This is a genomic window from Herpetosiphon geysericola (assembly GCF_001306135.1).
Classification (GTDB): domain Bacteria; phylum Chloroflexota; class Chloroflexia; order Chloroflexales; family Herpetosiphonaceae; genus Herpetosiphon; species Herpetosiphon geysericola.
The window spans coordinates 35,620-62,146 of the sequence record NZ_LGKP01000008.1 but is presented as its reverse complement, the minus strand read 5'-3'; the positions used below and the strand labels follow the sequence as shown (position 1 = coordinate 62,146).

The 26,527-nt window shown below is 49.8% G+C and carries 29 protein-coding genes; 22 read left to right on the top strand and 7 right to left on the bottom strand.

Annotation, left to right across the window (positions count from 1 at the left end):
* The first annotated feature begins 29 nt into the window (after positions 1-29).
* Entirely contained in the window at positions 30-1,229 is a 1,200-nt protein-coding gene (locus tag SE18_RS03875) for a TolB-like translocation protein (protein ID WP_054533107.1), read from the top strand.
* Positions 1,230-1,287: 58 nt separating this feature from the next.
* Here SE18_RS03875 and SE18_RS03870 read toward each other — a convergent pair whose 3' ends face one another.
* Positions 1,288-1,824 (bottom strand): Rab family GTPase, encoded by a 537-nt coding sequence (locus SE18_RS03870; RefSeq protein ID WP_054533106.1) that lies wholly within the window; start codon positions 1,822-1,824, stop codon positions 1,288-1,290.
* A gap of 125 nt (positions 1,825-1,949) precedes the next feature.
* On the opposite strand from SE18_RS03870, the gene SE18_RS27380 reads away from it, so the two are divergent.
* The 9 genes from SE18_RS27380 to SE18_RS03830 all read left to right on the top strand — a co-directional run bounded on the left by SE18_RS27380 (position 1,950) and on the right by SE18_RS03830 (position 8,841).
* Positions 1,950-2,114, top strand: coding sequence for a hypothetical protein (locus tag SE18_RS27380; protein ID WP_160319466.1), 165 nt, complete (start codon positions 1,950-1,952; stop codon positions 2,112-2,114).
* A gap of 74 nt (positions 2,115-2,188) precedes the next feature.
* Positions 2,189-2,716 (top strand): DUF402 domain-containing protein, encoded by a 528-nt coding sequence (locus tag SE18_RS03865; RefSeq protein ID WP_054533105.1) that lies wholly within the window; start codon positions 2,189-2,191, stop codon positions 2,714-2,716.
* A 153-nt stretch (positions 2,717-2,869) separates the two neighbouring features.
* Positions 2,870-3,337 carry a transcription elongation factor GreA gene (gene greA, locus SE18_RS03860; protein WP_054533104.1) on the top strand — a complete coding sequence of 156 codons (468 nt, stop codon included), beginning with the start codon at positions 2,870-2,872 and terminating at the stop codon, positions 3,335-3,337.
* Between the two features lie 191 nt (positions 3,338-3,528).
* A complete protein-coding gene (gene lysS, locus SE18_RS03855) occupies positions 3,529-5,007 on the top strand; it encodes a lysine--tRNA ligase (RefSeq protein ID WP_054533103.1) in 1,479 nt (492 codons plus the stop codon).
* A 143-nt stretch (positions 5,008-5,150) separates the two neighbouring features.
* Positions 5,151-5,366, top strand: coding sequence for a hypothetical protein (locus SE18_RS03850; RefSeq protein ID WP_054533102.1), 216 nt, complete (start codon positions 5,151-5,153; stop codon positions 5,364-5,366).
* 51 nt (positions 5,367-5,417) lie between these two features.
* Complete coding sequence (locus SE18_RS03845; RefSeq protein ID WP_054533101.1) at positions 5,418-5,819, top strand: type II toxin-antitoxin system death-on-curing family toxin; 402 nt, start codon at positions 5,418-5,420, stop codon at positions 5,817-5,819.
* A gap of 128 nt (positions 5,820-5,947) precedes the next feature.
* Positions 5,948-6,997, top strand: coding sequence for an NAD-dependent epimerase/dehydratase family protein (locus tag SE18_RS03840; protein WP_054533100.1), 1,050 nt, complete (start codon positions 5,948-5,950; stop codon positions 6,995-6,997).
* Positions 6,994-8,241, top strand: a complete 1,248-nt coding sequence (locus tag SE18_RS03835; protein WP_054533099.1) for a lysophospholipid acyltransferase family protein — start codon at positions 6,994-6,996, stop codon at positions 8,239-8,241. The genes SE18_RS03840 and SE18_RS03835 overlap by 4 nt, the downstream gene beginning before the upstream one ends.
* 174 nt (positions 8,242-8,415) lie before the next feature.
* Positions 8,416-8,841: an FBP domain-containing protein gene (locus tag SE18_RS03830; protein ID WP_160319465.1), complete on the top strand. Its 426-nt coding sequence runs from the start codon at positions 8,416-8,418 to the stop codon at positions 8,839-8,841.
* On the opposite strand, the gene SE18_RS03825 is transcribed toward SE18_RS03830, so the two are convergent.
* Positions 8,838-9,434: a TetR/AcrR family transcriptional regulator gene (locus tag SE18_RS03825; protein WP_201783469.1), complete on the bottom strand. Its 597-nt coding sequence runs from the start codon at positions 9,432-9,434 to the stop codon at positions 8,838-8,840. The genes SE18_RS03830 and SE18_RS03825 overlap by 4 nt on opposite strands.
* A 209-nt stretch (positions 9,435-9,643) precedes the next feature.
* On the opposite strand from SE18_RS03825, the gene SE18_RS03820 reads away from it, so the two are divergent.
* The 4 genes from SE18_RS03820 (at position 9,644) to SE18_RS03805 (ending at position 12,383) form a co-directional block, all read left to right on the top strand.
* The gene (locus SE18_RS03820; protein WP_054533096.1) at positions 9,644-10,222 is read left to right on the top strand and encodes an NADPH-dependent FMN reductase; all 579 of its coding nucleotides are present in this window, start codon (positions 9,644-9,646) and stop codon (positions 10,220-10,222) included.
* Between the two features lie 246 nt (positions 10,223-10,468).
* On the top strand, positions 10,469-10,819 hold the full coding sequence (locus tag SE18_RS03815; protein ID WP_236706796.1) for a GntR family transcriptional regulator: 351 nt from the start codon (positions 10,469-10,471) through the stop codon (positions 10,817-10,819).
* Positions 10,816-11,712: an ABC transporter ATP-binding protein gene (locus SE18_RS03810; RefSeq protein ID WP_054533094.1), complete on the top strand. Its 897-nt coding sequence runs from the start codon at positions 10,816-10,818 to the stop codon at positions 11,710-11,712. The genes SE18_RS03815 and SE18_RS03810 overlap by 4 nt, the downstream gene beginning before the upstream one ends.
* Entirely contained in the window at positions 11,709-12,383 is a 675-nt protein-coding gene (locus SE18_RS03805) for an ABC-2 transporter permease (RefSeq protein ID WP_054533093.1), read from the top strand. Before SE18_RS03810 ends, SE18_RS03805 begins: the two co-directional genes overlap by 4 nt.
* On the opposite strand, the gene SE18_RS03800 is transcribed toward SE18_RS03805, so the two are convergent.
* A complete protein-coding gene (locus tag SE18_RS03800; protein ID WP_054533092.1) occupies positions 12,384-13,256 on the bottom strand; it encodes an STAS domain-containing protein in 873 nt (290 codons plus the stop codon).
* A gap of 217 nt (positions 13,257-13,473) precedes the next feature.
* Between SE18_RS03800 and rarD the strand changes: the two genes are divergently transcribed.
* Positions 13,474-14,376: an EamA family transporter RarD gene (gene rarD, locus SE18_RS03795; protein WP_054533091.1), complete on the top strand. Its 903-nt coding sequence runs from the start codon at positions 13,474-13,476 to the stop codon at positions 14,374-14,376.
* Between the two features lie 294 nt (positions 14,377-14,670).
* Positions 14,671-16,050, top strand: coding sequence for a dipeptidase (locus tag SE18_RS03790; RefSeq protein ID WP_054533090.1), 1,380 nt, complete (start codon positions 14,671-14,673; stop codon positions 16,048-16,050).
* A gap of 124 nt (positions 16,051-16,174) precedes the next feature.
* Here the strand turns inward: SE18_RS03790 and SE18_RS03785 are convergent, their stop codons facing one another.
* Positions 16,175-16,744, bottom strand: coding sequence for a DUF7010 family protein (locus tag SE18_RS03785; protein ID WP_054533089.1), 570 nt, complete (start codon positions 16,742-16,744; stop codon positions 16,175-16,177).
* 241 nt (positions 16,745-16,985) lie between these two features.
* A complete protein-coding gene (locus SE18_RS03780) occupies positions 16,986-18,332 on the bottom strand; it encodes a PepSY-associated TM helix domain-containing protein (protein WP_054533088.1) in 1,347 nt (448 codons plus the stop codon).
* Between the two features lie 382 nt (positions 18,333-18,714).
* Between SE18_RS03780 and SE18_RS03775 the strand changes: the two genes are divergently transcribed.
* From SE18_RS03775 to SE18_RS03765, 3 genes are all read left to right on the top strand, one after another.
* Entirely contained in the window at positions 18,715-19,458 is a 744-nt protein-coding gene (locus SE18_RS03775) for an SDR family NAD(P)-dependent oxidoreductase (protein WP_054533087.1), read from the top strand.
* A gap of 171 nt (positions 19,459-19,629) precedes the next feature.
* Positions 19,630-20,151: a GNAT family N-acetyltransferase gene (locus SE18_RS03770; protein ID WP_083469702.1), complete on the top strand. Its 522-nt coding sequence runs from the start codon at positions 19,630-19,632 to the stop codon at positions 20,149-20,151.
* A gap of 89 nt (positions 20,152-20,240) precedes the next feature.
* Complete coding sequence (locus SE18_RS03765; RefSeq protein ID WP_054533086.1) at positions 20,241-20,753, top strand: hypothetical protein; 513 nt, start codon at positions 20,241-20,243, stop codon at positions 20,751-20,753.
* A 30-nt stretch (positions 20,754-20,783) separates the two neighbouring features.
* Here SE18_RS03765 and SE18_RS03760 read toward each other — a convergent pair whose 3' ends face one another.
* Positions 20,784-21,563 (bottom strand): alpha/beta fold hydrolase, encoded by a 780-nt coding sequence (locus tag SE18_RS03760; protein WP_054533085.1) that lies wholly within the window; start codon positions 21,561-21,563, stop codon positions 20,784-20,786.
* A 237-nt stretch (positions 21,564-21,800) separates the two neighbouring features.
* Here SE18_RS03760 and SE18_RS03755 point away from each other — a divergent pair, with 237 nt between their 5' ends.
* From SE18_RS03755 to SE18_RS03745, 3 genes are all read left to right on the top strand, one after another.
* Positions 21,801-23,555 carry a hypothetical protein gene (locus SE18_RS03755; protein WP_054533084.1) on the top strand — a complete coding sequence of 585 codons (1,755 nt, stop codon included), beginning with the start codon at positions 21,801-21,803 and terminating at the stop codon, positions 23,553-23,555.
* Complete coding sequence (locus SE18_RS03750) at positions 23,556-24,581, top strand: SMP-30/gluconolactonase/LRE family protein (RefSeq protein ID WP_054533083.1); 1,026 nt, start codon at positions 23,556-23,558, stop codon at positions 24,579-24,581. It abuts the gene before it with no gap.
* A 173-nt stretch (positions 24,582-24,754) separates the two neighbouring features.
* Positions 24,755-25,615, top strand: a complete 861-nt coding sequence (locus SE18_RS03745; RefSeq protein ID WP_054533082.1) for a hypothetical protein — start codon at positions 24,755-24,757, stop codon at positions 25,613-25,615.
* Positions 25,616-25,666: 51 nt separating this feature from the next.
* On the opposite strand, the gene SE18_RS03740 is transcribed toward SE18_RS03745, so the two are convergent.
* Positions 25,667-26,410 (bottom strand): glycerophosphodiester phosphodiesterase, encoded by a 744-nt coding sequence (locus SE18_RS03740; protein WP_054533081.1) that lies wholly within the window; start codon positions 26,408-26,410, stop codon positions 25,667-25,669.
* Positions 26,411-26,527: the final 117 nt, after the last annotated feature.

Below are 26,527 nucleotides of genomic sequence, written 5' to 3'. Positions count from 1 at the left end.
TCAAGCATACATAGAAGGGAAAGGTCTTTATGCGTCGTAATGCCTTGATATTCATGTTCGCGTTATTGGTTGGATGCACTAATCATCAAACCCAACCAACTGCAACCGTGCCACCAACCGCAATCATACTGCCAACCGCAACCGTGCTGCCAACCGCAACAATTCCCCAGCCTATTGCCACCAGCGTTAGCAGCCCAAATACTGAAAGCATAACCAATATGATCGTCAATATTACGAATGCAGATCGCACAGCGCTAGAGCTGCATGAAATTGATGATACAGGCCAAGCCAGTTTAAAACTTAGCCTAGCCTGTCCCAAAAATTCGTGCGCAAAAACCAAACTACATGCGATTCCCAATCAACCAGCATTTGCCTTGGTCGCTGGTGATAGTGCTTTTGGCGGTGAACTCTACCAGATTGATTATACGAACTGGCAAGCAACAACAATTGCCGACCGCGTAGACCAGAAAAGCCTTGCCATTACGCCAGATGGCAGCAAAATAGCCTTTTTACGCCTGCGCACCGATACCACTGCTCCAGTCGCTTTAGGCTCGATTTGGGTGTACGATTTTGCCGCTCAAAGCACAAGCCAAATCAGTGAATGGAGAGCATTTTATGCCGATTTGATCTGGCTTGATAACCAGCAACTCCTTTTTAGTGAGGCCAATGTTGGCACGCCGCCCACAGATTGGCATACGTGGTTGCTCGATCTCAATAATCTTGAACAGCCTCGAGAACTGAGTGCAGGCCGCATTCAGGCAATCGTAGGCGAGCAACAACTCTTTATTGAGCATGAACAAAACAGAACCGCCGATCTCAATCCCTTGATTCAAATTGAGCGCTATGATCTTGAGTCAGGCAGTAGCACGCCAATCAGCGATTGGTACGATCGTTATAGCCAAACGCTCAAAATCAACGCAGCACCCAACCAACAAAAAGCTGCGCTGGTTGCTGGCGGCGAACCAGAAATGCTTGGCATGACCACGCCGCCCCAACTAGGCGTTGAACTCCAAATTCTCCAAGCTGATGGCACAACCAGTCAGCCCCTCTTTGTTAACTGCACTGAATGTTACCCACGCTGGAGCAGCAAGAGCCAAATAATCCTCTTTTTTGATTCGAACAGCGATCAACTCGTGTTGGTCGATGCTGCAACTGGAACAATCAGCTATAAAACCTTGTCCACAGCATTCTATCCACACCTAAGCACGATGTTAATCATCGATAAGTAATCGATTTAATGCTGATTAATGGCAGTTGAAGCACCATACAACTAAAATTAAAATAGATTCAAAGCTCTAGTATACGATCCCAAAGTTGGGCAAGGCCTTGTTTGGTTACGGCAGAGCAGAGATAGATTTGGGAAGCCAAATCTGTGGGAATATATTCCAAAAGTGGATTATACGAACCTAAATCAATTTTATTCAGCACGAAAACCCATGGAATCTGGCTCCAGCGTGAGCCAACAGCCAAAGCATGGCTTGTATAGAGATTCCAAAAATGCTGTTGACGCTCGCACTCAGCTTGAACAGCACCCAAGCCATAGGTTGCTTCAAAATTGGGTTCAATCGCGCCAATCACATAGACAATCGCATGGACGTTGCGCATCAGCCATGGCAATAAGTTGTTGGCAGCCAAAACGCTCCCTGAAGCAGCCATCAATGTTCGGGCTGAATCAGCATTACGGTTCGTCATCCAAACCAGCCGCTCAGTCTCAGAGCTTTTTGCATAAAACTCATCAGTAGCACTGTGCTCACAGAAAGCGCTCAGCAGCGTTGTTTTCCCAACCACAGGCGCACCACAAACGGCAATTCGGCGGCGAATCATATCGTGCTCCGATCTATTATCACTGTCATCAAGCTGTCATCTGCAAGGCTCGTCATGGCGGGGGCTGGCTGCTAAGCTAGTTAGTAGCAAAAGCAATCAATTTTCGCCAACAAAGGAGCCAGCATATGAAATTCATCAATATCAAAAATCACGAAGATGTCAGCGATTTTGCCGATACGGCATTGGAATGTAAACACTGCAAACATCAAATGCGCATCTCTGGCCCGCTGCCCAAGAACGCCAAATGCAGCGCCTGCGGCTCGACCAACCTTGTACGGAAAGCCAAATAAACAGCCAATTCAGCTTGCAATCCACGCTATGATCCGTGCAATCATAGCGTGTTTGGTTTTAGGAGGTTTGTGCAATGTCGCTTGCTGCGTATCCGCTGATGGCAATTCATGGCTTTAAATGGCCAAAACGCCCAACCGCCCAGGCAACGGGCTATCTGCTTGGCGCTGATAGATTTGGGCATTGGCTGGGTATTTCCGCAGGCAGCGCTTGGCACCACAGCAATGGCCAACAGGGCATATTCGAGCAAGCGTTTGTTAAATTAATTCCCTCACATGCCTATTGGTCGGCATGTTTTAATCTCAGTGACAAGCTGATCGATGTTGATATTGTGCTGCCAAATCAGTGGAATGATCAACTGGTCGAGGAAATTGATTTAGAAATTGATCTGCTGAAAATGGCCGATGGCAGCATCGAGATTCGTGATCAGGCAGAATTTGCTACGGTTTGCCAACGCTGGCCAATGCCTACAAGCTTCATTGAACAAGTGCATTCAACAACTACGCAAATCTATCAGCAACTTCAAGCCCAAGTCGAACCATTTAAGCATGTTGGAGCGCAGCATTTAGCCCAATTTTTGCAGCATGTTGCGGCTGAAAAATAAATGCTCGTTCAAAAATTCTAACACTTTCATGGCTAGACAAGGGTGATTGAATACCGTATAATGGCTAACACGTTCACGTGAGCAATCGCGTGGGCGTTTCTTTTGACTGAGAGTCCTCTCGGTTTTTTTCATTCCATAATCGAGGCAAGTACTATGACCGATAAGCCGTTTTATCTGACTAAAGAGGGTCGCGCAAAACTGGAAGCGGAAATTGAGGAACTCGAAACGACTGGCCGTATGGAAGTTGCCGAGCGGATTCGTCAAGCCAAAGAACTTGGCGATATTTCCGAAAGCGGCGAGTACGAAGATGCCAAAAACAAACAGGCTTTCCTCGAAGGGCGCATCCGCGAAATTCGCAACATCTTAAACAACGCCCAAATGATTGAAGAAGATGGTGATAATCGCGAAGTACGGCTCGGATCATCGGTCACGATTCGCTATGAAGACGGCGAAGAAGAAGAATGGATGATTGTTGGTGCCGCTGAAGCCAGCCCCCGCGATGGTAAAATCTCCAATGAATCGCCAATTGGCAGCGCTTTGATGGGTAAACGCGCGCGCCAAAAGGCCACTGCGAGCACCCCCAGCGGTGTGATGAAAATGACAGTTGTCAAAATTCGCTAGCACATCCCCCACTCAATTCAGTGTGTGAACAGCCGAAGGCGCACTGGAAAGTGCGCCTTTCGGATTAATCGCCGTGTTCTCGGCTATAATAGCCGACAGGATTCAAGCAAGTAGGCCTTGTAGCACAGCCATTTTTGTGAGCATTCCAACGGGCTGCGCTGACGCGCTTTACGCTACTATTGAGATTAGGCATGGAATTAAACGATTTACAACAGACACGGTATGGTAAATTGCAAGCACTGCAAGCTGCGGGCATTGATCCATATCCCGCTCGCGTGCCCCAACGCACTCATACATTAACTGCCTTGCGCGAGCAGTTCGATGCACTTGCCGAGGCTGGCACCAGCGTCACCATTATGGGGCGGCTGCGCCAACGGCGGGTGATGGGCAAATCGGCATTTGCCCACTTAAACGATGATCATGGCGCGTTCCAAGTGTTTCTCAGCAAAGCCGATGTTGGCGATGAGCCATTCAAGCACTTTGTTGATCTGACTGACCTTGGCGATATTATTGCCGTGACTGGCACGCTCTTTACCACAAAAATGGGCGAGCCAAGCGTGCATGTCACCAGCTGGACGATGCTGAGCAAAGCAATCACGCCGCCACCAGACAAGCGCGAAGGCCAATTTAGCGACCAAGAAGCGCGCCAACGCCAGCGTTATGTTGACTTGGCAGCCAACCCAGAGGTGCGCGAAACCTTCCGCATTCGAGCACGCTTGATCACGGCTATGCGCCAGTATCTCGATCAACGGGGCTTTTTAGAAGTTGAGACGCCTGTTTTGCAGGCAATTTATGGTGGTGCTGCGGCTCGCCCCTTCACCACCCATCACAATCAGTTGCACCAAGATTTGTATATGCGGATCGCGACTGAGTTGTATTTGAAGCGCTTGATTGTCGGCGGCTTCGATGGCGTGTATGAAATTGGCAAAAACTTCCGCAACGAGGGCGTTGATCGCACCCATAATCCAGAATTTACCATGCTTGAGGTCTATCAAGCCTATGGCGATTATGAATCGATCATGGAATTGACCGAGGGCATGATTCGCTTTGCTGCCGAGCAAATTTTCAACAGCACCAGCATCGAATATCAGGGCCAGCAAATTGAGCTTGGAGGCTCGTGGCAACGCATCACCATGCGCGATGCAATTTTCAATAAAACTGGAGTTGATATTCGCGAGTGCCGCGAATTTGATACACTATGGGAAGCGATTCGCGAAGCTGGCCTGAAAATTGAGCGCAAGCCAACTTGGGCCAAGCAAGTTGATGAGTTATTCAGTGAGTTTGTTGAGCCAGAATTGATTCAGCCAACCTTCATCACCGAATACCCACAGCCGCTTTCGCCCTTGGCCAAACGCAAAGCCGATGATCCACAATTCGTCGAGCGCTTTGAGCTGTTTATGCTTGGCGCTGAAATTGCCAATGCCTTTAGCGAATTAAACGATCCCTTCGATCAAGAGCAACGCTTCTTGGAGCAAGGTCGCGATTATGCTGCTGGCGACGACGAAGCGATGCAAATGGACGAGGATTTCCTTGAGGCGCTACGGGTTGGCATGCCGCCAACTGGTGGCTTGGGCATTGGAATCGATCGGCTGTGTCTGTTGTTTACCAATCAAACAACAATTCGCGAAGTCATTTTCTTCCCGCACTTGCGCAAGCAGGGCGAGGAGTAATAACCAGAGGTCAGGGGTCAGGGTCTAGGGTTCAGCAGCCACGAATAAAAAATTTATCGCAACAACAAATCAGATAATCGCTAAACTGAATCCTAATCCCTAGCCCCCGACACCCAACAACCAAATAACAAAGGACTTAACCTATGCCACGTTCATTAGTTATCGAGCGGGAAAATCTGCCGACTGTCGTTCAAGGCTGGCTTGATGCCATCGGCCTTGAACATCACGATACCGTTGAATTAGTCTTTACTGAAGGCGAATTGGTGTTGCGCCGCCCACTCAGCCCAGAATTACGGGCTTGGGCCAAGGGCGTTGTCGATGCCTACGATCGCGAGTTTCAATCGTTAATTGGCTTATAACCTCAGCAAACTACAGCGTTGTGGCTTGCTTACTCAGCAATGAAGTGGCATATGCAGTATTTAAAACGCGAAGATATTTTGGATATTCACGGCTATTTGGTCGAACGCTTTGGTGGTCGGCTGGGCTTAAACAGCCTTGATCGGCTGATTGGCCTCGTGGTAAGCCAAACCCAAACCTGTTTTGGCGAGGAATTGTACCCCGATTTACCAGCCAAAATCGCAGCCTTGAGTTACACATTAATTAAAAATCGCCCATTTCGCTCGGGTAATAGCGCAACCGCATTATTAGTTAGCTTGCGTTTAGCCCAAATCAATGATCAAACCATTGACGATATTGAAGGCTTGAGCCATGAATTGGCTGCTGCCGCGCGTTCAGAACGCAGCCAAGAGCAGCTGCTACAATGGTTCAACGATCATCTCATTCCTAGCACGTTGAGCATCCAACCCCGCTAGGAACACGCAGTTTTTCTTGCCGAGGAGCCACGTTTTTTTGCATAGAGCTTCACCCACGTTCGCTGCCACGCTCTATGTGCTCACCACGGTTGTGCTCGCATTTGGCTTTTTTTGGATAAGGAGCTTTTGTGGAACGACGCACAGTGCTGATCACAGGGGCTGCTGGTCGCTGGGGACGGCGATTAGCCCGCCAACTGGCTAAATTTCCAATTGTGCGCGTAATTGGGCTGGATATTTCGCCACCAGAACGCCCAATCGATGGCGTTGACTATATCCAGGCCGATCTACGTAACCCATTGCTGGTCGAATTGCTCCGCACGGAGAAGGTCGAAGGCATTTTACACATGGTCTTTACCTCTGGTTTATCCGGCGGTCACGGCGCGCTTTCGCCAGAAGATGCCTTTCAAACCAATGTGATGGGCGCAATGGAAGTATTGGCGGCGGCAAACGCTGCTGAAGTCAAACAGGTCGTTATCAAAAGCACAACCATGGTCTATGGTGCGCATGTCGATAACCCATTATATTTGCATGAAAACGCGCCCTTACGCGGCACCGATGGCAAGCCCTTATTGCGCCATCGCTACGAAATTGAGCGCTTTATCGCCGATTTTCGCCGCAACCACGCCATGAATATTGCGGTTTTGCGCTTCCCCGGCATCGTCGGAGCTAGCGGTGCATCGTCGACCATGCGCTACCTTGGGCAGCCAACGCCGCCAACCTTACTGGGCTTCGATCCGTTAATGCAAATTGTCCACGAAGCAGATGTAATTGGCTCGCTGTTGCATGCCTTGGTTGCCGAGGCCAATGGAGTTTTCAATGTAGCAGCCGATGGCGTGATGCCACTCAGCCAAATGATTCGGCGAGTTGGTGGCCAACCACTGCCAATTTTCCACCCCTTTGCCTATGCAGCCGAGCGCTTTAGCTTGGTGCGCAACAATCGGCTGGCCAACAAAATTATGCCGTTCGAATTAGATTATTTGCGCTTTCCATGGATTGCCGATACCACTGCCATGCGCGGCGAATTGAATTACGAGCCACGCCATACCGCCGAGGAAGCCCTCGATGCCTTCCGTAGCTCGCTGCGCTTGCAAAGCTATCGCGATTTGCTGCCCAAACGCAAAGCCTACGATGGAATTCAAGCCTTTTTGAATCGTCGCCGTCAGGAGGATGAAGCATGAGCGATCAACCAAAGAAACGTGGCCGTCGCGCTGCTAGCGCTGCTGACGAAAACGAACAGCAAATTCCAATTGTCGAGGCCAAAGCAGCTGAAGCGACCAGCGAGGCTACCGTTGCCGATGAGCATGAAGTTGCAGCAGAAGCACCGATTGAAGTGATCAACCTTGAGGGCGATGTGCGGCGCAACAGCCAAACCCGCATCGATTCGTTGCTCTCAGCCTTGGAATCGGAAATTCGGGCCTTGCCACCATCGGAAGATGAACGCGAAAGCGCGATCGCCGAAGTCATTCACTTAATTCGCGAATCGCTGACTCGCTGGCCCAAAAAAGTCATCGAAATGGCAGTCAATACGCTCAAAGCCAATATCAACAGCGATTATCTTGATGCCGATTTCTGGAAAGGCATTGGCTTGGTGCTACGCTATCAGCTTGATGCGAACGCCGATATGGTCAAGCGGCGCTGGCGTGGCGATTACGCTGTCGATGAATTTGGGCTCGATTATGAATTGCTCGATTTGGCCAAGCCACTCTTGTTATTTATGTACAAGAAATATTGGCGCGTCGAAGCAATTGGCCTCGAAAACGTGCCCGATTCTGGCCGCGCCTTGTTGGTCTGCAACCACTCTGGGGTGTTGCCATGGGATGGCGCGATGGTCGGCGCTGCCTTGAATTTCGAGCATGAGGCTGGCCGCGTGTTGCGCAATTTGCACCTCAGCTGGTTCTCGTCGCTACCGTTTATCTCGCCATTGCTCAGCCGTTTGGGCCAAGTGCAAGCCTTGCCTGCCAATGCCGAAGCGCTGCTGGAGCGCGATGAGTTGGTTGGAGTATTTCCTGAAGGCTTGAAGGGCGTTGGCAAATTGTATAAAGATCGCTATCGCTTGGCGCGGTTCGGGCGCGGCGGCTTTGTTAAAGTCGCGGTCAAAACTGGTGCGCCAATCATTCCGGTCTCGATTATTGGCGGCGAGGAAATTCATCCGCACTTGCATAATGCCAAGGGGTTTGCCAAGCTTTTGGGCTTTCCCTACTTCCCAATCACGCCAACCTTCCCATGGTTCGGGCCATTGGGCCTGATTCCGCTGCCAACTAAGTGGACGATCGTCTTTGGCGAGCCAATCGACACCGAGCAATATGGCGCGAAGGGCGCAGAAGATCCGTTATTGATCTCGCAATTGACTGAGCAAGTACGCACCACCATTCAAAACACCTTGCTCGATAAACTCAAAGATCGCTCAAATATTTTCATGTAGCTTCCTCGCCCCTCGCTCATTGCATGTGGGCGAGGGGTGCTCCACAGAACATTTCACAAATGCTCAAACTCTTCATTCCAATGATTGAGGCCAAAACCCTGCTTTAGACCTAAACAATCAGCACGAATGTTGCTTACAATTGATCATGGCAAACCTTGTTTGGAGCAAACAACCATGGATCAAGCAGATCAACCAGCGCTGGTTTTTGAGCGCCCACTCTTGCGTAAGCTGTTTCGCAAAGCAGAAAATTATGAATTACCGCTGGATATTACGCTCTCGCAGCATGGCTTTTACCACTGGCTGGCCGAACGCACCAACCGAATTTATTTCGTGTGGCACGATGGCAGCCAAGCACGGGGAATTGTGTTCAACATGTCGGCGCACGCAGGCAAGCCATTTCGCCAACGCCAATGCGATTTATGTGCCCAGTTTGTTGAAGTTGGCGATATGATTGCGGTGCGCAGCCTGCGCGGTCGCCAAGATGGCGAATATCAAGCCACCTACAGCTATATTTGCGCCGATCTAGAAGAATGTCGGGGGTTTGCGATTCCGGCTGATCAGCTAAGCCATTTTATCAGCAAACATCGGCCCAAAGCCTAGCGCTCGTGCATAAATTTACGCACCATGGCACTAATCAAGGGAATCACTTGATGGCCAAACGTCACTGGGGCTTGGGTTCGCGCTCGCGTTTTCCACTCTTGGGCCGCCCCATACAACGCCCAACTCACCAAGGCTGCGCTCAATTCTAGCGGCTGATAGCGCAGCACTTGGGCGGGAATATGCCTGCTAAACCAGCCCTGAATGTGTTTACAAACTTGGGCCTTAATCTGGACCTCAATCACTGCCTCAAAGGTCGAAAAGGTATCTTGGCATTCAGAGCCATTAAACAGCGTCAGCTGATGGGTAATTGCTAAAAATAGGCGCTCTAAGTACACTTCTGGGTCATCAAGCGACCCCACAACCCAGCGTTGCAAGGTATCTGCAAACGAAATCGCCATCATCGCATCTAAAATCGCATGTTTATCGGGGAAGTGGGCATAAAACGTTGCGCGATTAACCCCAGCTTGGCGCGCAAGATCACGCACGGTAATCTCATCGAACGATTTTTGCTGCATAAGCTGATTAAACGCATCGATTAAGCGTTGGCGGGTGCGGGTTATGCGGGGGTCGATTGAAACATTTACTGGTATCAAAATGCTTCCAATTTTGCAACTAAACAACACTTGTAGCTTTTTGTTGGTTGACGCAGGATTTTTAGCCATCTATCATACATATGTTGTTTAGATAGCAAGCGCCTACAATCAGCGTCAGCAGCCAATTGGGATAGTAGCATGGCCCTGGTTCGCAAGCAAGCAGCAGCTAAACATTAAAATTATTATGTAAATTCCAGAAGGAGTGTTCAATGACCACACCACGGATCGCGATCATCATTAGCAGTACCCGCCAAGCTCGCCTAGGCGAAAAAGTTGCTCAATGGGTGTTGGAGCATTCCAAAGAACACACAGATTTAGCTTTTGAACTGGTGGATTTGCGCGACGTGAATTTGCCATTTTTCGATGAAGTTGCCTCAAACGCTTGGGCACCTTCAACCAGCGAAGCCGCTCAGGCATGGCAAAAAACTGTCGCGAGCTTTGATGGCTTTATTTTCGTGACGGCTGAATATAACCACAGCATCACCGCTGCCTTGAAAAACGCCCTTGATTATGCCTCGCCAGAATGGAACAAGAAGCCTGCTGCTGCCGTTGGGTACGGCGGAGTTGGTGGCGCGCGCGCCGTCGAGCACCTGCGCGGAATCGCGGTTGAGTTGCAAATGGCGCCAACCCGCACCGCAGTCCACATTGGCGGCGCAGATTTCTTTGGCATTTGGCAGCAAGGCGTTGCATTGAACGATCTTCCCCACCTCTTACCAACCCTCAACACCTTATTTGAAGAATTAGCTTGGTGGACGAAGGCGCTCAAAACCGCCCGCGAACAAGCCTAATTAATGCTGCTTGTGCTGGCAAGCCGTAATATGCTTGTCAGCGCCCAATAAACGTTCTCTCTGCTACTGACCCAGGCGAGTAGTCGCATTCATGGACGTTTAACAAAAATATTAAAGACCAAGAGCAACGACCAGCACTATGCTGGTCGTTTGTGTTTTAGCCCTTGACAAGCTGTACATACTGTATATACTGTGTATATGAACATACACAGTGATTTAATTATTTCACGGACTGATGGACGTCCGATGTATTTGCAAATTATTGAGCAAATTAAACAGCGGATTGCGCTTGGCGATTGGCCAGCGGGCAGCGAAATTCCCTCAATTCGGCAGCTTGCGATTGATTTACGGATTAGCGTTATTACCGTCAAGCGCGCATACTTTGAGCTAGAGCATGAAGGAATTATCGTAACGCAGCATGGCAAAGGCTCATTTGTTGCCACCAATACTCAACTTAGTCGCCAAGTATGGGAGGATGAATTGAATTCGTATCTTGAGCAGGTAGCACGTTTAGCAGCATTATTAGGTTTATCGAATGAACAATTAATTCAACGCTTGCATGCTGCGGCCTCGAATCAACAACAGGAGCTTTTATGAACAGTCATGCAGTTGAATTACGCAATGTTGGCAAAGATTATAAATATTTTCGACTGAACGATATTTCTCTTAGCTTGCCAACTGGCAGCATTACCGGATTTATCGGCGTTAATGGCGCAGGAAAATCGACCACGATTCGGATTTTATTGGGCTTAGTGCATCAAGATCGCGGCTCGGTGCAGGTATTGGGTCAGACCATGCCTGATCAACAGGTGCTCGCAAAACGCGAAATTGGCTATGTTTCCGAGGATATGCGGCTCTATCCCAAGGCAAATTTAGCGTGGCATATGCAGTTTATTCAATCGATTTATCCCAATTGGGATCAAGCCTATGCAGAGCACTTGCTCAAGCGCTTCGACCTACGGGCTGAACAGAAAATCAAGGGTTTATCGCATGGCCAACGGGTAAAAGCCACTTTGCTGTTGGCGTTGGCCCATCGCCCAAAACTTTTGGTGCTTGATGAACCGACGACTGGGCTTGATCCGGTGGCACGTCAAGAAGTGCTAAGCGCGCTCATGGAAGTGTTGGCCGATGAACAACGCACGATCTTGTTCTCGTCGCACAATACCTTGGATGTTGAGCAAATTTCCGATCAAGTAGCTTTTATTGACCAAGGAACAATTATCGAAGCCACATCTAAAGAAGATTTACTTGATCTATGGCGCCGTTTGCGGGTACGGATTGAACCAGGCCAAAGCTTAGCTGAATTACCCCATATCGTTCAGCAACAAGGCAATGGCCAACTCCAAAGCCTCATTACCAACCGCTATAGCCCAGAATTACACCAAATCTATCAACAAGCAGGCCTAGAAATTCAAGCAGTCGAATACTTGACCCTAGAAGAAATTTTCGTTGCTTCAATTCAAGCTCGGCGTGAAGGAAAAACTTTATGAATTCGATGATTAAACACCTTGTTCGCAAGGATTGGCAGATTAATCGCACGATGATGGTTATTTATATTGGCGCAATGCTCATTGCCAACCTAATGCTGCTTGCAGATCCTAATAATATCGTTTTTGGCATCGGTGTGATTCTGATCTTTACTATTTTATTTATTTTATGTATTCACCTAACAACCAGCAATGTCATTAGCGAATATAGCCAAAAAACCTTGACCTTTATTATGAGCTTGCCAGTTTCGGCCCGCCATTATGCAATTGCCAAGCTTACTGCCAATCTTTCGATGTTTTGCGTGCCGTGGCTCATGGCATTAGTGAGTAGTTGGCTGATTATTCTGACCCGTGATACTCTGCCTGATGGATTAACGGCGTTAGTAAGCTTGGGTTTAGTTGAAATTTTATTGAGCTATTGCCTGATAATGATGCTAGGAATTGTAACTGAATCGCAACATGGAGCGATTGCAGCCATGGCTATTGCCAATTTGGGCTTTCAAGGATTTTTATGGGGCATGCTCAAAATTCCGGCAATTGCCCAGCATCGCAATAGCAACGAATTGGCCTGGAATAGCACCGAATTGAGCATTTTGGCGCTTCAATTGGTGGTCATTATTGGCTTATTAGGCACGACGCTCTTGATACAACAACGCAAGACCAATTTTATCTAATTAGCGCGAGCGCTCCAACGTGGCGTAGGCCACGCCGCTCTGCAAATTGCCACGCACAATCAAATCGTTGAGATTTACGCCCAAGCCAACCAAGGTTTGGGCAACTTCTGGTCGAATGCCAGTTAAAATCACCTGGCCGCCTAGCAAGCGCACCGATTGGGCTGCTTGAATCAGCACATGCGCAACTTGAGTATCGACAATCGGCACCCCAGTAATATCCAAAATTGCAAAGCGCGTGTGCATCACGCTAATGCCATGGAGCAAGGTTTCCAGCATCTGCTGCGCCCGCCGCGTATCAACTGCCCCGATCAGCGGCATAATCACCACACTATCGGTAATTGGAATTAATGGCGTTGAAATATCGGCCAACGCTTCCTGTTGGCTATGAATAATCGCCTGTTGCTCAAGCATCTGGCGTTGGGCTTCGAGCACTTGTTTTTGCTCAGTAATATCGGCAACTTTAATGCACAACAGATCGCTACTCAACGGAATTGCGGTCAAGCGTGCAACGCGTTCGCCAACCTCTGGCAGATTCATCACCAACTCATTCAGATGCATGGTTTCGCCAGAGTCCAAGGCTTGGTGATAGCGCTTTAAGATAGCCAGCGGAATATCGGGGAAAATAGCGGTGAGCAATTTGCCAACGTGCAAACGCAGATCAATCGTTGCATTTGGCATCAAACCATTCGAAAAGATCAAGCGAAATGAGCGCGGATCAGTTGGATCGTCGCGTTGCAACAAATCGATGCCAATTGGCAAATGGTTCACGACATTTTCAAATAACTCAGCTTGCTGTTGGGCATGGGCCAATTGGGCTTGTAATTCGGCAATTTCGGTCTTGAGGGCGGCGATTTCTGTTGCTGAAGTGCTCATGTCAACGCTCCCTAATGGCGATTAAGGGTACAACGCTTACGACGATGCAGCGAAGAAAGGTCAGCCAAACGCAAAATCATTCAGATCTGAGGCAGCTTGGCTACGAGGCTTGGGATTAAGCATAGCATAATTTTGGCAAAAATCAGCGATAATGCAGCTACGCTAAAATTGATTATTCCAAGCACCAAGCAAAACGTGCATCAATGGGAGTGTTGGCATGAAACGGGGAATTCTCTACGCAGCCGGAGCTTATGCATGTTGGGGATTTTTCCCGCTCTACTGGAAGTTGCTCAGCAGCGTTCCAGCCTTGGAGATTTTGGCCCATCGCATGGCATGGTCGTTGGTTTTTGTCGGCTTTTTGGTGCTGGTTCGCGGCCAAATCGGCCAGTTTTTGCAGGTGTTGCGCAATCGACGCACCGTGTTGATCTATGCGACCAGCGCGTTGTTATTGGGAATCAACTGGTATGTCTACATTTGGGCGGTCAATGCCAACCATGTGGTCGAAAGTAGCCTTGGCTATTTTATCAATCCTTTGGTCAACGTTGGCTTGGGTATGCTGTTTTTGGGCGAACGGGTGCGACGCTGGCAAGCGCTCGCGATTGGCTTGGCAGCAATTGGCGTGGTTTATCTCAGCGTAGCATTGGGTGTGTTGCCATGGATCGCTTTGGCTTTGGCCTTTAGTTTTGGCTTTTATGGCCTCATTCGCAAAACTGCTGCCTTGGATTCGCTCCAAGGGCTTGCCTTGGAAACGGTGGTCTTTTTTGGGCCAGCGGCGGCGTATTTGCTATGGCTAGAAACCCAAGGCACAGCAGCCTTTGGTCATCAATCGTGGACAGTAACACTGTTGTTGGCTGGGGCAGGCGTTGTTACGGCAATTCCGCTGCTGCTTTTTGCAGCCGGCGCCCGCCAAATTCCGATGACGACCCTTGGCTTATTGCAATATATCAACCCGACAATGCAATTTAGCCTCGGAGTGTTGCTGTATCACGAGCCAATTTCTGGCGCGAAACTGCTTGGATTTGCGATTATCTGGATTGCTTTAGCGTTGTATAGCCTTGAAAGTTATTTGCATCGTGGCCAGCCCATTAAACCTGCTGCCGCAAATGGAACAAGTTCATAGTTCAAGCAATCGATTCGTCACCCTTCCGTCCCTCCGCCTGAGGGAAACGCAGGGGGTTTTCAGCCCCCTGCACCCCCAAATATTTCTCCGTGGACTGTTGCAGTTTTTTCTACTACCCAAGGATTATCTATCTTGCCTGCTCTTCGCGATCTTCGCGATTCTTCAGCTCCCGATCCCTCGTCGCTGACAATTAATCCCTTGCTTTGCGTGCTTCGTGGATCAAAAGCTGGTTGTTGAAAGCTACTGCTTACCCTATACTGAATTAAGGGATCGAATTAGTATGAGGTCTACCAGATGAGTGTTGATGCTGCCTTGGCATGGGTTGATGATCGCCATGATCAACTGCTGGCTCGATTCAGCGAATTGCTGCGGATTCCATCAGTGAGTACTGACCCCGCATTTGCTGCCGATGTGCAGCGCTGTGCCGATTGGCTGGTTGGTGATTTGCAACGGATTGGCTTTGCCAACTGTCAGGCAATTGCGACCGCTGGGCATCCGGTCGTGTATGGCGAGTGGCTCAAGGCTGGGCCAAATGCGCCAACGATTTTGGTCTATGCCCATTATGATGTTCAGCCAGTCGAGCCACTTGAATTGTGGGAAACCCCGCCGTTCGAGCCACGGCTTCATGAGGGCAGGTTGTATGCACGTGGCTCAATTGACGATAAATGTGGCGCGTTTGCCAATTTGATCGCCTTTGAAGCCCTGCTTGAAACCTCTGGCACGCTGCCAGTCAATATCAAAGTAGTGTTCGAGGGCGAAGAAGAAACTGGGTCGCCAGCAATGGAGCCATTTGTGCGTAAGCATAAAGATTTGCTAGCAGCAGATTTGATGCTCATTTGCGATGGCGGCTCGGAGCCAGACCAACCCTTAATGTTCTATACAGCCCGCGGCATTATTGGGGCCGAAGTAAAAGTAACGGGACCAAGCCATGATTTACATTCTGGCTTAGTTGGCGGGGCGGTGCAAAACCCAATTCATGTAGTGAGCACAATTATCGCTGCTCTCCATGACCAAACTGGGCGGATTCAAATTCCTGGCTTCTATGCTGATGTGCAAACGCCGTCGGCGACCGAACAAGGCTTGATGGCAGCGCAAGAGCAAGAATTTTTCGAAATGCTCAAGAGTCAAACAGGACGCGATACGTTTTGGGCCAACGAGCTTGGGTCATTGGTTGCGCGCACCACGGCCTTGCCAACCTGCGATGTCAACGGCGTTTGGGGCGGCTATCAAGGGGCTGGCACCAAAACGATCATTCCAGCCGAAGCAGGCTTCAAAGTAACCATGCGTCTCGTCGCCGACCAAGATCCGCATGCGATTCTTGAGGCATTTAGCCAGTTTGCCCAAAGCTTTGCCAGCGAAACCGCCGAAGTGATTGTGACCAAAGGCCCAGCAAGCTATCCGGTTAATTTGCTCTATGATGGACCAGTGATTGAAGCCTTGCAAGCGGCATTTGAGGCAACTTGGGGCAAGCCTGCGACTCTCTATCGTCAAGGCGGCTCAGTGCCAATTATGGGCATGTTCCAGCGCGAACTTGGGATGAATTTGGCCACCTTAGGCTTCGGCACGGGCGAAAATGGCCATGCGCCGAACGAATATCTGTTGGTTGATGAATTCTTCCGTGGCGTTGCAACCGCGATTCATTTCTATACTAATATGGGCCAGCAAGCTGCTTGATCACTAAAAATGCACGAACGCTCCTTGGCTCAAGCCTATGCACGAGGAGCGTTCGCTGGTTAACTTATAGATTTAGTTGAATGTTTCCGGATTTCGGATGCGCTGACACAATTCGGCAGCAGAATTAGCTGCTCAGCTTTTCGCCTGCGAGCGAGCGCAACGACTGACGATGATAGACGAAACATGTGATTGCAAAGCCCAATTCGATCAGCGCGCCAGCACTCACAGCAATTGTCGCGGCGGCGGATAGAAACACCAACCCAATCGCGGCGGCGGCAAGGGCAAGCCCTAAAATCCAGTAGAGCCGCATGCCATAGAGCGTAGCAAATACAAGATAGCGACCGCCAATTACAATTAACATGGCACTAAAGAACCAAGCTGAATGTTCCCGACCAAGGCCATAGGCAAGCGGCATACAGAAAATCAGCCAGAATGTGCTGGCTCCTGCTAGTTGGCCAAGCGGATTGCCTTTGGTATGCGTGCCGCGCGCTCCAAGGATTTTACAAATTACGATCGAGACGGGGAAGATGAGCATCCCACCCAGTAGCAGGACTACGATTGCGCGTTCTGGTGAGCCAGCAAGCGCAACACCTGCCGCAACCGACCATGCCAGCGCCGATGCCAAGATTCCAGCAGCACCGCTGTAGTAGCCCTCGCGCATATCGGCTTGGGCAGCGAAAATTGACCAATCCATGTTTCAGATCTCCTTGGGACGCAGTTGCGTCATACGAACCCACCATCAGTCGCAGGTATATTCTTAGCTTCGCCAATCTTGCTGACCAAGCAGAATAACATACATCAGCTTATTCCACTGAAAAATCAAAGATGGATTAAGCTCCGAACCGATTGAAGAATGAAAAACGAGGAATATGCAACTCGATTATGGACCATTGCTTCAAATTCAATCCCACTTAATCAAGATTTCAGCTAGACGATCAAGATTGGGATGGTTGATTATTACGAGCACGCTGCCAACGCCGCCAAGCCCAATCCCCAAACAAAACCAACAGCAATGAAATGCCCATCAATGGCATGAAAATGCTCAAGATCACAATTAAGGCAACCATCCATTTTGGCACAACCTGCTCGTTAACGCGGCCAGGCATGCCCAATTTGCCCTGGGGTCTGCGCCACCACCACAAAAGCACACCCGAAATACTCAGGCCAATCAAAATCAAACAGGTCAATACGGCAATAATTTTGGTTGGCCAGCCATAGATCGCTCCAGTATGAATCGGGTAGAAATATAAGGCCGCTTTGGCAGGCAAGCCCAACATATTCCAACGCAGATCATCCAAAATCGTGCCGTTATACTGATCAACCCATGCCATGCGCATTTTGGGCAAATCGTGGCTGCTGTTGGTGGTAAAGCTAAACGCCTGTTCTGGCTTTTCAGGAATAAACAAGCTCCATTCTTCTGCATTGCCGGTTGCTTGATAGCGCGCCACTGCTTGATCGATGCTCAGCGGCGTGGCATCGGCGGCGGCTGCTGCAGAGCGCGGTGCACGAATATACGAAGCTGGCAATTGGCCACTGTAGGCTAAGCTGCCGAGCATCAAGGTGCCAGCGGCATAGGTAAAAATCAGGCCCGTTGCCATAACAATGACGGCCACAATTGCAAAATAGGCTCCCAAAACGCTGTGCAGTTCGCGCAGAATTGTCCGTGGCTTGCCTGCCCAACGTACCCACCAACGCCCAGGCTTGCCGCTACTGCGTCGCCACCATAAATACAACCCAGTCAAAACCGATGAAATGCTCCAGCCAACCATCAACTCAACCACCAAGCGCCCAAATAGGCCAGCAAATAAGCTGCGGTGCAAACTCAAAATCCAATCGAAAAAGCTCGAATGATCTTGCATCCCCAACACTTGGCCGGTGTATTGATTCACATAGGCCGTCAGATCTTCAGTTTCGCTGAGATGCATGTGAATACCCAAGGAATGCGCAGGGTCACGATGCTGAAAGATATACTCGGCATGGGCATTTGGATAGGCTGCTTCTGCCGCCGCAACCAATTCGCCATAGCTCAACAGCTGAGCTTGCGGAGCCACAACAAACAATTCAGGATAGATCATTGGCTCAAGCTCATCGCGAAAGACATAGATCGCGCCAGCCAACGAAACCACAAACAAAATTGGCGTGACCAACAGGCCTGCAATACAGTGCCAGCGCCAAATTGCCGCGTAGAGTCGCGCTAAACGTTTCTTGGCAGTTACCGCTGCTGGGCCATTTATCGCCGCATCGGGCACGCGCTTAGAAGTTGAAGCAGTATCGAGCGCCATTCAGGCCCATTCCTTTCGTGCAAGCCAAATAGCCCTACACATAGTCGTAGAGCACATTTGTGCATAAAGACAATTTAATCGGATTAAATAGATTTTATTCCTCGGAGACTATACTAAATCTTGTTCGCTGCGTCAAATGGCTTGTTGAGGTCTGATCCACAAAGGACACGAAGCACGGGAACCGCGAAGAGCGCGAAGGACACGAATAATAATTATTTTAGCCAAAGATTGGCACAGATTATTGGATTCTGTTTCCGCTAGACCAAAGCCCATAGTCAATAACCTGATTCCTTTTGACTTCTGACTTCTGCCTTCTGACTTTTGACTTTTGTGGGTCGATTTCTGATAATAGCACCACAGCTAGCATGGCAAGGAGAACAGGATGCTGCACGGAAAAGTTGCAATTGTCACTGGCGGAGCGATTGGGATCGGCGCGGCCACAGCCAAAATCTTAGCAGCCCAAGGCGCAACCGTCGTCATTGGCGATATTAATCAGCAAGCAGGATTACAAACTGTCGAACAGATTCGCAGCGCAGATGGCCACGCTCTTTTTCAGGCGTGCGATGTGCGCAACGAGGCCGATATTCAAGCCTTGGTACAATCTGCCCTCGACCAAGGTGGCTTGGATATTATGATTAACAATGCAGGCATTGGTGGCCAACCAGCGCCATTGCACCTGACCGAAAATCATAATTGGCAACGTGTGCTCGACATCGATTTAACTGGCGTATTTTGGGGCCAAAAATATGCCAGCCAAGCTATGCTTGCAGGCGGCAAAGGCGGTGCAATCGTCAATGTGGCCTCGATTGCAGGCGTTGGCGGCTCGCCCAATTTGGGGCCATATGGCGTAGCCAAAGCTGGCGTGATTCAGATGAGCAAAACCGGAGCAATTGAGCTAGCTTCCGCTGGCATTCGAATTAACGCCGTTTGCCCAGGTTGGACTGAAACCGCCATTTTAGAGGGCTTCGAGCCAAGCGCCCATGAACGAATGATCCGCTCGATTCCGCTTAAACGCATGGGCACACCCCAAGAAATTGCCGAATTGATCGTCTTTTTAGCTTCACCTGCTGCAAGTTTTATCACTGGAGCCGAATATATCATCGATGGCGGCATAACCAGCATGTAGCATATTTAATACAAAAGAGGTAGCTGTGGTCACGGCCTACTGCAACTCATTCCAAAGCCGAATATTGGGTTATACCTAAGGCCAACCACGATTCAATGTTCGAAGCTTCGTATCGCGAAACTGCCGAGTTAATCAATAATTGGTTGCAAGCAATCGTCACAGGGAAGCAGCATGCTCACAATTCAAGCTTACAATTTCAAGCAAGCGCAAGCAAAGCTTAGTGAATTATGTCAATTATTACTTGATAGCGTTGCCCAAGGCGCGTCAATCGGCTTTTTGCCACCGCTCAACCCTGCCGATGCAACCAGCTATTGGCAGGCAATTATCAGCGATCTTCAGGCCGAGCAGCGGGTATTGTTGGTAGCGTTGGATGCTGATCAGATTGTTGGCAGTGTCCAACTTGATCTGCCCAGCAAAGCCAACGCCAGTCATCGCGCCGAAGTACAAAAATTATTGGTGCATTCGCAGTTTCAACGGCGTGGCATCGCCCAACAATTAATGCACGAGCTGGAGGCGGTTGTCCAATCCCATGGCCGTTGGTTATTGGTGCTCGATACGCGCCAAGGCGATAAGGCCGAGTGGCTCTATCGCAAATTGGGCTATCACGAGGCTGGTGTTATTCCCAATTTTGCCCGTAGCGCTGATGGCGAAATCCATGCAACCATAATGTTCTATCGCGAATTAGCCCATTAGTTGGCAAAACTCTCGCCCCTTGACCACGTGGAGGACGAGGGGCTTTATTCACTCATTAAGTATGATCGATAGCATTCAAAGAAGGCAATATGGACAGCATAGCACAGCTTAGCCATGATTTGGAAGTGGGGAATGCCGTTATTACTGCTTTCGTGCTTGAGCAAAAGCTCACTTGGTTTGTTTGCGATAAGGACCTTTGGTTTTACCCATCAGACGTGCTTGCAAAGCTATTGCATCTACCACCTATCACACGTCCAGCAACCTGGCCGCAGGCAGGAATGCAGCTGAATACCGATAATATGGGCCGTTTATATCGCTGGATGCAACCCTATGGTGTGTCAATCACCCAACTTCAAGCTGCCATGCAGCCGCTCATCCCACCAAAAACAAACTGGGATTTATTTGTCTTTGAGCCGTGCTTTTATATAAATGCCGATGTTCAACATTTTGTTTCCCATTATTCCGAACCAACCGAATATGAGAGTTACATTCCTAAACCATGGACTGGATTGTATGCTGACATTATGCCCTTAATTCCCAGCGCAGATCGCTACTGGGCTATTGATGGATGTGATTGGATTAGCTATGGATGGACTTTATAGCAGCATAGTATCTCAATCAGTAACCTGCATCTAGCGATCGCTCGTTGGTTGTTGTAAAAATGCTAGCACGCTTGCTTCAACCTTATCGCGGGCGGTTACCAACTCGCGGTGATTCAACTCGGCAAAGATCTCGACTGTGCCACCTGCCATGGTTAATGCTGCCTGCTGTTCGCGCACCCGATCAACGACATAGCCATCGCCAGTGCTGGTGTAGAGCAAAAATGGTTGCTTCAACTCGCTTGGGCTAAGGATTGGCCAACTCATGCAACCACGCAGCCTCGCAAGGTAGGCTGGCATGTTCGTGCGCTCCACAAAGGCTTGCATACTGGGAGTAATGTTTAATTCAGCTAAGCGTCCTTGCTGTTTGGCAGTAGCCAATTCGCTAAATTGGGTGATTTGCGGCTCAATTCGTTCGGGTGTAAAAATCGGCCCTACAAAGGTTCCCGCAATTACTGCCCGCCGCACTGCGGGCATTCTCGCTAGTAATTGCAGCCCAAGCGTGCCACCAAACGACCAACCAAAGATCTGAATAGCATGATAGCCGCATGTTTCGAGCAGGCGCTGAATGTCTGATTGATACAGATCCAAGCCGTAGGCCTGCGGCTCGGTCGGCATAAAGCTCGCTCCAGCACCACGCAGATCGACGGTTATAACGGTAAAATGGGCTGCGAGGCGCTCAACCCAACCATAGCGGTGCCAGAGCATACGATCTTGGCCAAAGCCATGGAGCAAAAGCAATGGAGATCCAGCACCCTGTCGATCAAAAACCAGCGTTCCCCCATCAGTCGTTGCACATGTAAAAATAGGCATTGAAATTAAACACTCCTCATTCACCAAGTCAATAGTTTAATGTTGATAAACCATGGAGGCTTTTATAATCAGGCGCTATCATACAAACGAACGTGCATTGGCGGCAAGTACGAATTTGGTGCAGCATAATTGAGCAGAATCTTCTATAATAAAATCACGCTCTTGCTTCATCCTCGCCACACTACCACGTAGATTCAGCATTTAATTCATAGTCCTTGTAGGTGTGAAGGAGTTTCTATGCGACGGAGCGTTTGTTATCAATTAATAGTGCTGTTGCTAGGATTAAGTGCTTGCGGCACAAAGCCTGCCCAACACCCCACAACCACCAGTATTCCCGCTGAAACTCCCGCCATTCTCGCCGCCGCAGTTACTCCCGAAGCCCGCGATTATCCTTTATTGACTGCCTACCAACAAGCTGTCGATGCTGCATTGACTGCCAAGCCGCCAGTTTTGACCCTCGCTAGCCTTGATTCGCAGCAAGCAATGGCCCAAATTGTGGCCCTCAACGAGCCAAAGCTCCAAAGTCAATTTGTTGAGCAGAATGGTATTCCATTTCGCAATGAGGTCTTTGGGGTTGTGCCTGTACGCGAAAGCGATATCATCGAAGCGACTGCTCAATGCTTGCAAGTCAGCTGCTATCGCGTCGAGATCTACAATTTTGCGCTCAACTTGACGTTGGCAGTTACCGTCGATATTTCCAATCAAAAAGTAATTGTCGTCGAGCGCCTCGCCAATAGCCAGCCTGATATTCCTGAACACTTGACGGCGGTGGCACGTGAAATTGCTAGCAACGCTGCCGAGGTCGAGCAGGCGCTTGGCTACCAACCAAGCTCCGATCAAGCAGTGATGGCCAATACCAAAACCTCGTTGAACGCCACGCGCTGCGAACGCTCGCTGCATTTATGCGTTGCGCCAACCTTTGTCGATGGCGAACGAGCATTGTGGGCGATTGTCGATCTAACCGATACGCGCTTGGTGGGCGTGCGCTGGACTAATGTTGGCGCAACTGGTCCAGCAGTGACCGAAAAAGGCATGCAAAACGAGGCCGTGCTGAAATATTGCGACCATACAACCCGTTTGGAGCGTGATGGCTGGGCCTTCGATTATATGCTCACCTCATCCGATGGCCTGCGAATTTCCGAGGTCAGCTATCAAGGCAAGCCGCTGTTCAAAAGCGCAAAATTGGTCGATTGGCATGTGAACTATAGCGAACGCGATGGCTTTGGCTATAGTGATGCGGTTGGCTGTCCCTATTTTTCGCAAGCAGCAGTTATTGCCGTTGAGCCGCCGATGATCGGCGAGCTGATCGAGAATGATCAAGTGGTTGGCTTTCAATTGGTACAGGAATTCTGGTCGGAACTTTGGCCAGAGCCATGCAATTATTATTACGAGCAAGCGTTTCAATTCTATTTTGATGGGCGCTTTCGGCCAGCCATCGCCAGCGTTGGCCGTGGTTGTGGCGATGATGGAACCTATCGACCAGTCACGCGCATTAGTTTGGCCGATACTGGCACAATCAGCGCCTGGGATGGCAGCCAATGGCAAAGCTGGGAAACAGAACAATGGCAGGGCGCAGATACGCGCCAAATCCACCCCGATGGCGCAGAATATAGGCTCGATTTTGCCAATGGCGGCAGTTATAGCATCGCCACCGGGCGCGGCCAATTTGGCGATGGTGGGCGTGGCGATCAAGCCTTTCTCTATGCAACGCTCGATCATCCTGAACGTGACGAAGGCGAAAGCGATATGGTTACGATTGGGCCATGCTGCAATACTGATGCAAACCAAGGTCCAGAGCAATTTATCGACAATCCAGCAGAGACCATTAGCAACCAACATATCGTGTTGTGGTATGTGGCCCAACTTAAAAACGACGATACGCCAGGCAGCCAATATTGCTGGGCCGAATCGGTGTTACGGCGCGGAGTCTATGTGCCCGAAGAATATCCTTGTTGGTCGGGGCCGCTTTTTCGGCCAGAGCGAGGCAAATAAATGAGTCGTCGTAAAAAACGCCCGCAATCAGCCCAACCTGCCCCAAAAGCAGCAAAGTCACTAGCTAAACCGCATCAAGCCAGTAATCGGCGGTCGTTGTTGGCTTTGGGCAGCGTTTTGGCAGTGCTCGCTGTGCTTGGCTTGGGAGTGTGGTGGCTTAATCGCAGTTCGGCAATCGCCAGCACTTTTGCCCAAGGCGAAGTAACCTCGTGCAAGCAAATTCCGCCATTTGCTCAAGCCCAAGGCTTTGGGGTCAATGCAGTGCTCGATACCCAAGCCCGCCGCGTGCGTGGCATGGTGATGTACGATTTGACCAGCGAAGGCCAAGAAGCCAGCCAACCAGCGCCCTATCAACACCCTTCTTGGGCGAAGGCAGGCTATCTTAGCTCGCCAATTTTGGATCGCGATGGCGCGATTTATGTTGGCGCAGTGCCGTGGGTCAGCATTTTGTATAATCCACCAGCGGCGGCTAACAAACTTTATCGGATCGATCCACGCACTGCTGAATTGAGCGAATTGCTCGATTTGCCAACCGCTGCCCCAGCCAATAATACTAATCCGTATGGCGTTTTGGCACTCAATTACGATTGCAACACTCATAGTTTGTATGTTTCATCGGTGTTTGGCTCAACCAAGCAGCAACAATTTGGCCGCATTTTTCGCGTTGATTTAGCGAGCAAAAAAGCTAGCATTGTGCTCGATGGCGTAGATAGCTTTGGCATTGGAGTATATAACGGCAGCAGTGGCAAGCGCTTGTATTATGCTTTGGCGCGGCAGCCCCAAATCTACTCAATTGCCCTCGATAACCAAGGCAACCCAACTGGCCAGCCGCGCCAAGAGATCGATTTTAGTGGCCAAGGCTATCATGGCGATGAGCGTGGGCGACGAATTACGTTTGGCGATGCGACTATGCAAGTACGGATTGTCCAATTCGATTACACCCTGACTGCGGTTACGAATCCCAATGAAAGCACCTTGAGCTATCGATATAACCCAGAAAATGATAGTTGGCAGGCAGCAGAATAGCCATGCAGCCTATACGACCGTAGTTCGCAGGTCGCACGAAGCAAAACCAAAATCCCATAGCCGAATCAACCCAAAGTACCGTTTAAAGTGATGCAGAAAAGTGCAAAATAGAGTGTAGTGTGTGGAGCACTATTCGCGTGCAGCTAGCACCTATTCTGCGGCGGAGGCATCGCATGCATACCATAATTTTGACTGGTGATGGCGAAGCGAGCATTCAATGCTTGAAAACCATTAGCAGCAGCTATACATTAAAACCACTCAGCCCAACCACTGGCGCTGTGCATATTGGTGAATATCGATTAACCACCACCACCAGTATTCGTTTGCTGGCGATTCCCAAAACTACCTACGAGGAATTGGGTAGCGGCTTGATGGAGCGGGCGCTAGCCACGATTACCTTTGTCGATGGCTGCCAGCCTTCGGTTGATAGTGGCTATTTTGTCAATGAGCTTGAAGAGCAGGCTTTTCGTTTGGGCAAGCCGTTAATTATTGCTGCAACCCGAGGTCAAGCCCCAAATGCGCTGAGCAGCGAGGCCATGCGCGAAGCGTTGGGCACATCGAGCTACGCTACCGTTGCTAGCTGCGAAATGCAACAAATTAGCACCTTGTATCGCTTGGTTGCTAATGCGATTAAGCTTGCGCCAGCAACCGCCCAGCGCCATGCCCACTTGCAACAAATTCTCAATAACTTAGTTAATGTTTCACACTATCGCTTGCGCGGCATTGCCTTAGCAACCCACGAAGGCCTAACCTGCGCGCTAAGCTTCACCAAATCCAGCAGCCATCAACGAATTAGTGGCTTATCAAAAGCCTTGTTAGATGTCTATCGCCAAATGGGCTATGCCTGCGAATTGGGCTGGGCCAGTGCCTTAATTCTCCATGCAGATGAAGGCACGCTGATTGTCGAAACCCTTGGGGATTATTTGGTTACTATGCTGTGCGATGATGATTTAGGCGATATTGAAGCCCTGCGCCGTGATCTCAACGCTGCCTTGCAACCCCAACCAAGCGCAACCCAACTCCACGCCGCTTAAACAACCAACGGGCTACCACGTTTTGGGTAGCCCGTCGCTTGCGTAGCTTCATTATTCAGCCATAAATTGACGCGGACGGTCGGGATAATCAGCGCCAACCGCATCAACCCCCAAGCTCAAAATATGCTTATAATCTTGTTCAGGGCCGCCCCACGGGCTAACGAACAGATCGGCAGCATGACAGGCTTCAACTTCCTCACGAGTCAGCATTGCCCAATACGGCATCACCAAATCTGCATTGACCAATTTTGCCATTGCTGGCGCATCGGGCACGCGCGAGGCGTAAATCACACCGGTAGCCACATCGGGAGCAATGGCTTTGAGCTGGCCCAACACAATATGATCAAACGAAATTGCCATCACTTGATCACGCACATTCAACTCGTCGAGCAAGCGCACCAAGGCCACTTCAATATCAGGGTAGAAAATTGGGCCATTTTTTAATTCGATTACCACTTTGGTGCGATCTTTGGCCCATTGCAAAACCTCGCGCAAGGTTGGCACGCGGCAATCGCTGAACGAAGGATCAAACCACGAGCCAGCATCAAGCGCCTGAATTTCAGCAGCAGTGTGGTGACAAACCAAGCCAGAGCCGTTGGTTGTGCGGTTGAGGATTGGATCATGGATAACCATCAACTCGCCGTCTTTGCTCAGATTCACATCTAATTCGATTGCATCGGCACGCAAGGCCAAGCCGCGCTGAAATGCAGCCATAGTATTTTCAGGCGCATAGCCCGCAGCTCCCCGATGCCCAATCACAAATGGCCCTTTGCGTGCGCCAAATGGCTGTAACACAGCGACCTCCTTCACAAAAGCTTTTGGTTTATGCCATTGTGCAACGCCTCAGCATGACTGTCAATCTAGGGCTTGAGAGCGAGGGGTCAGGGGTCAGCGACAAGGGGCCAGCGATAA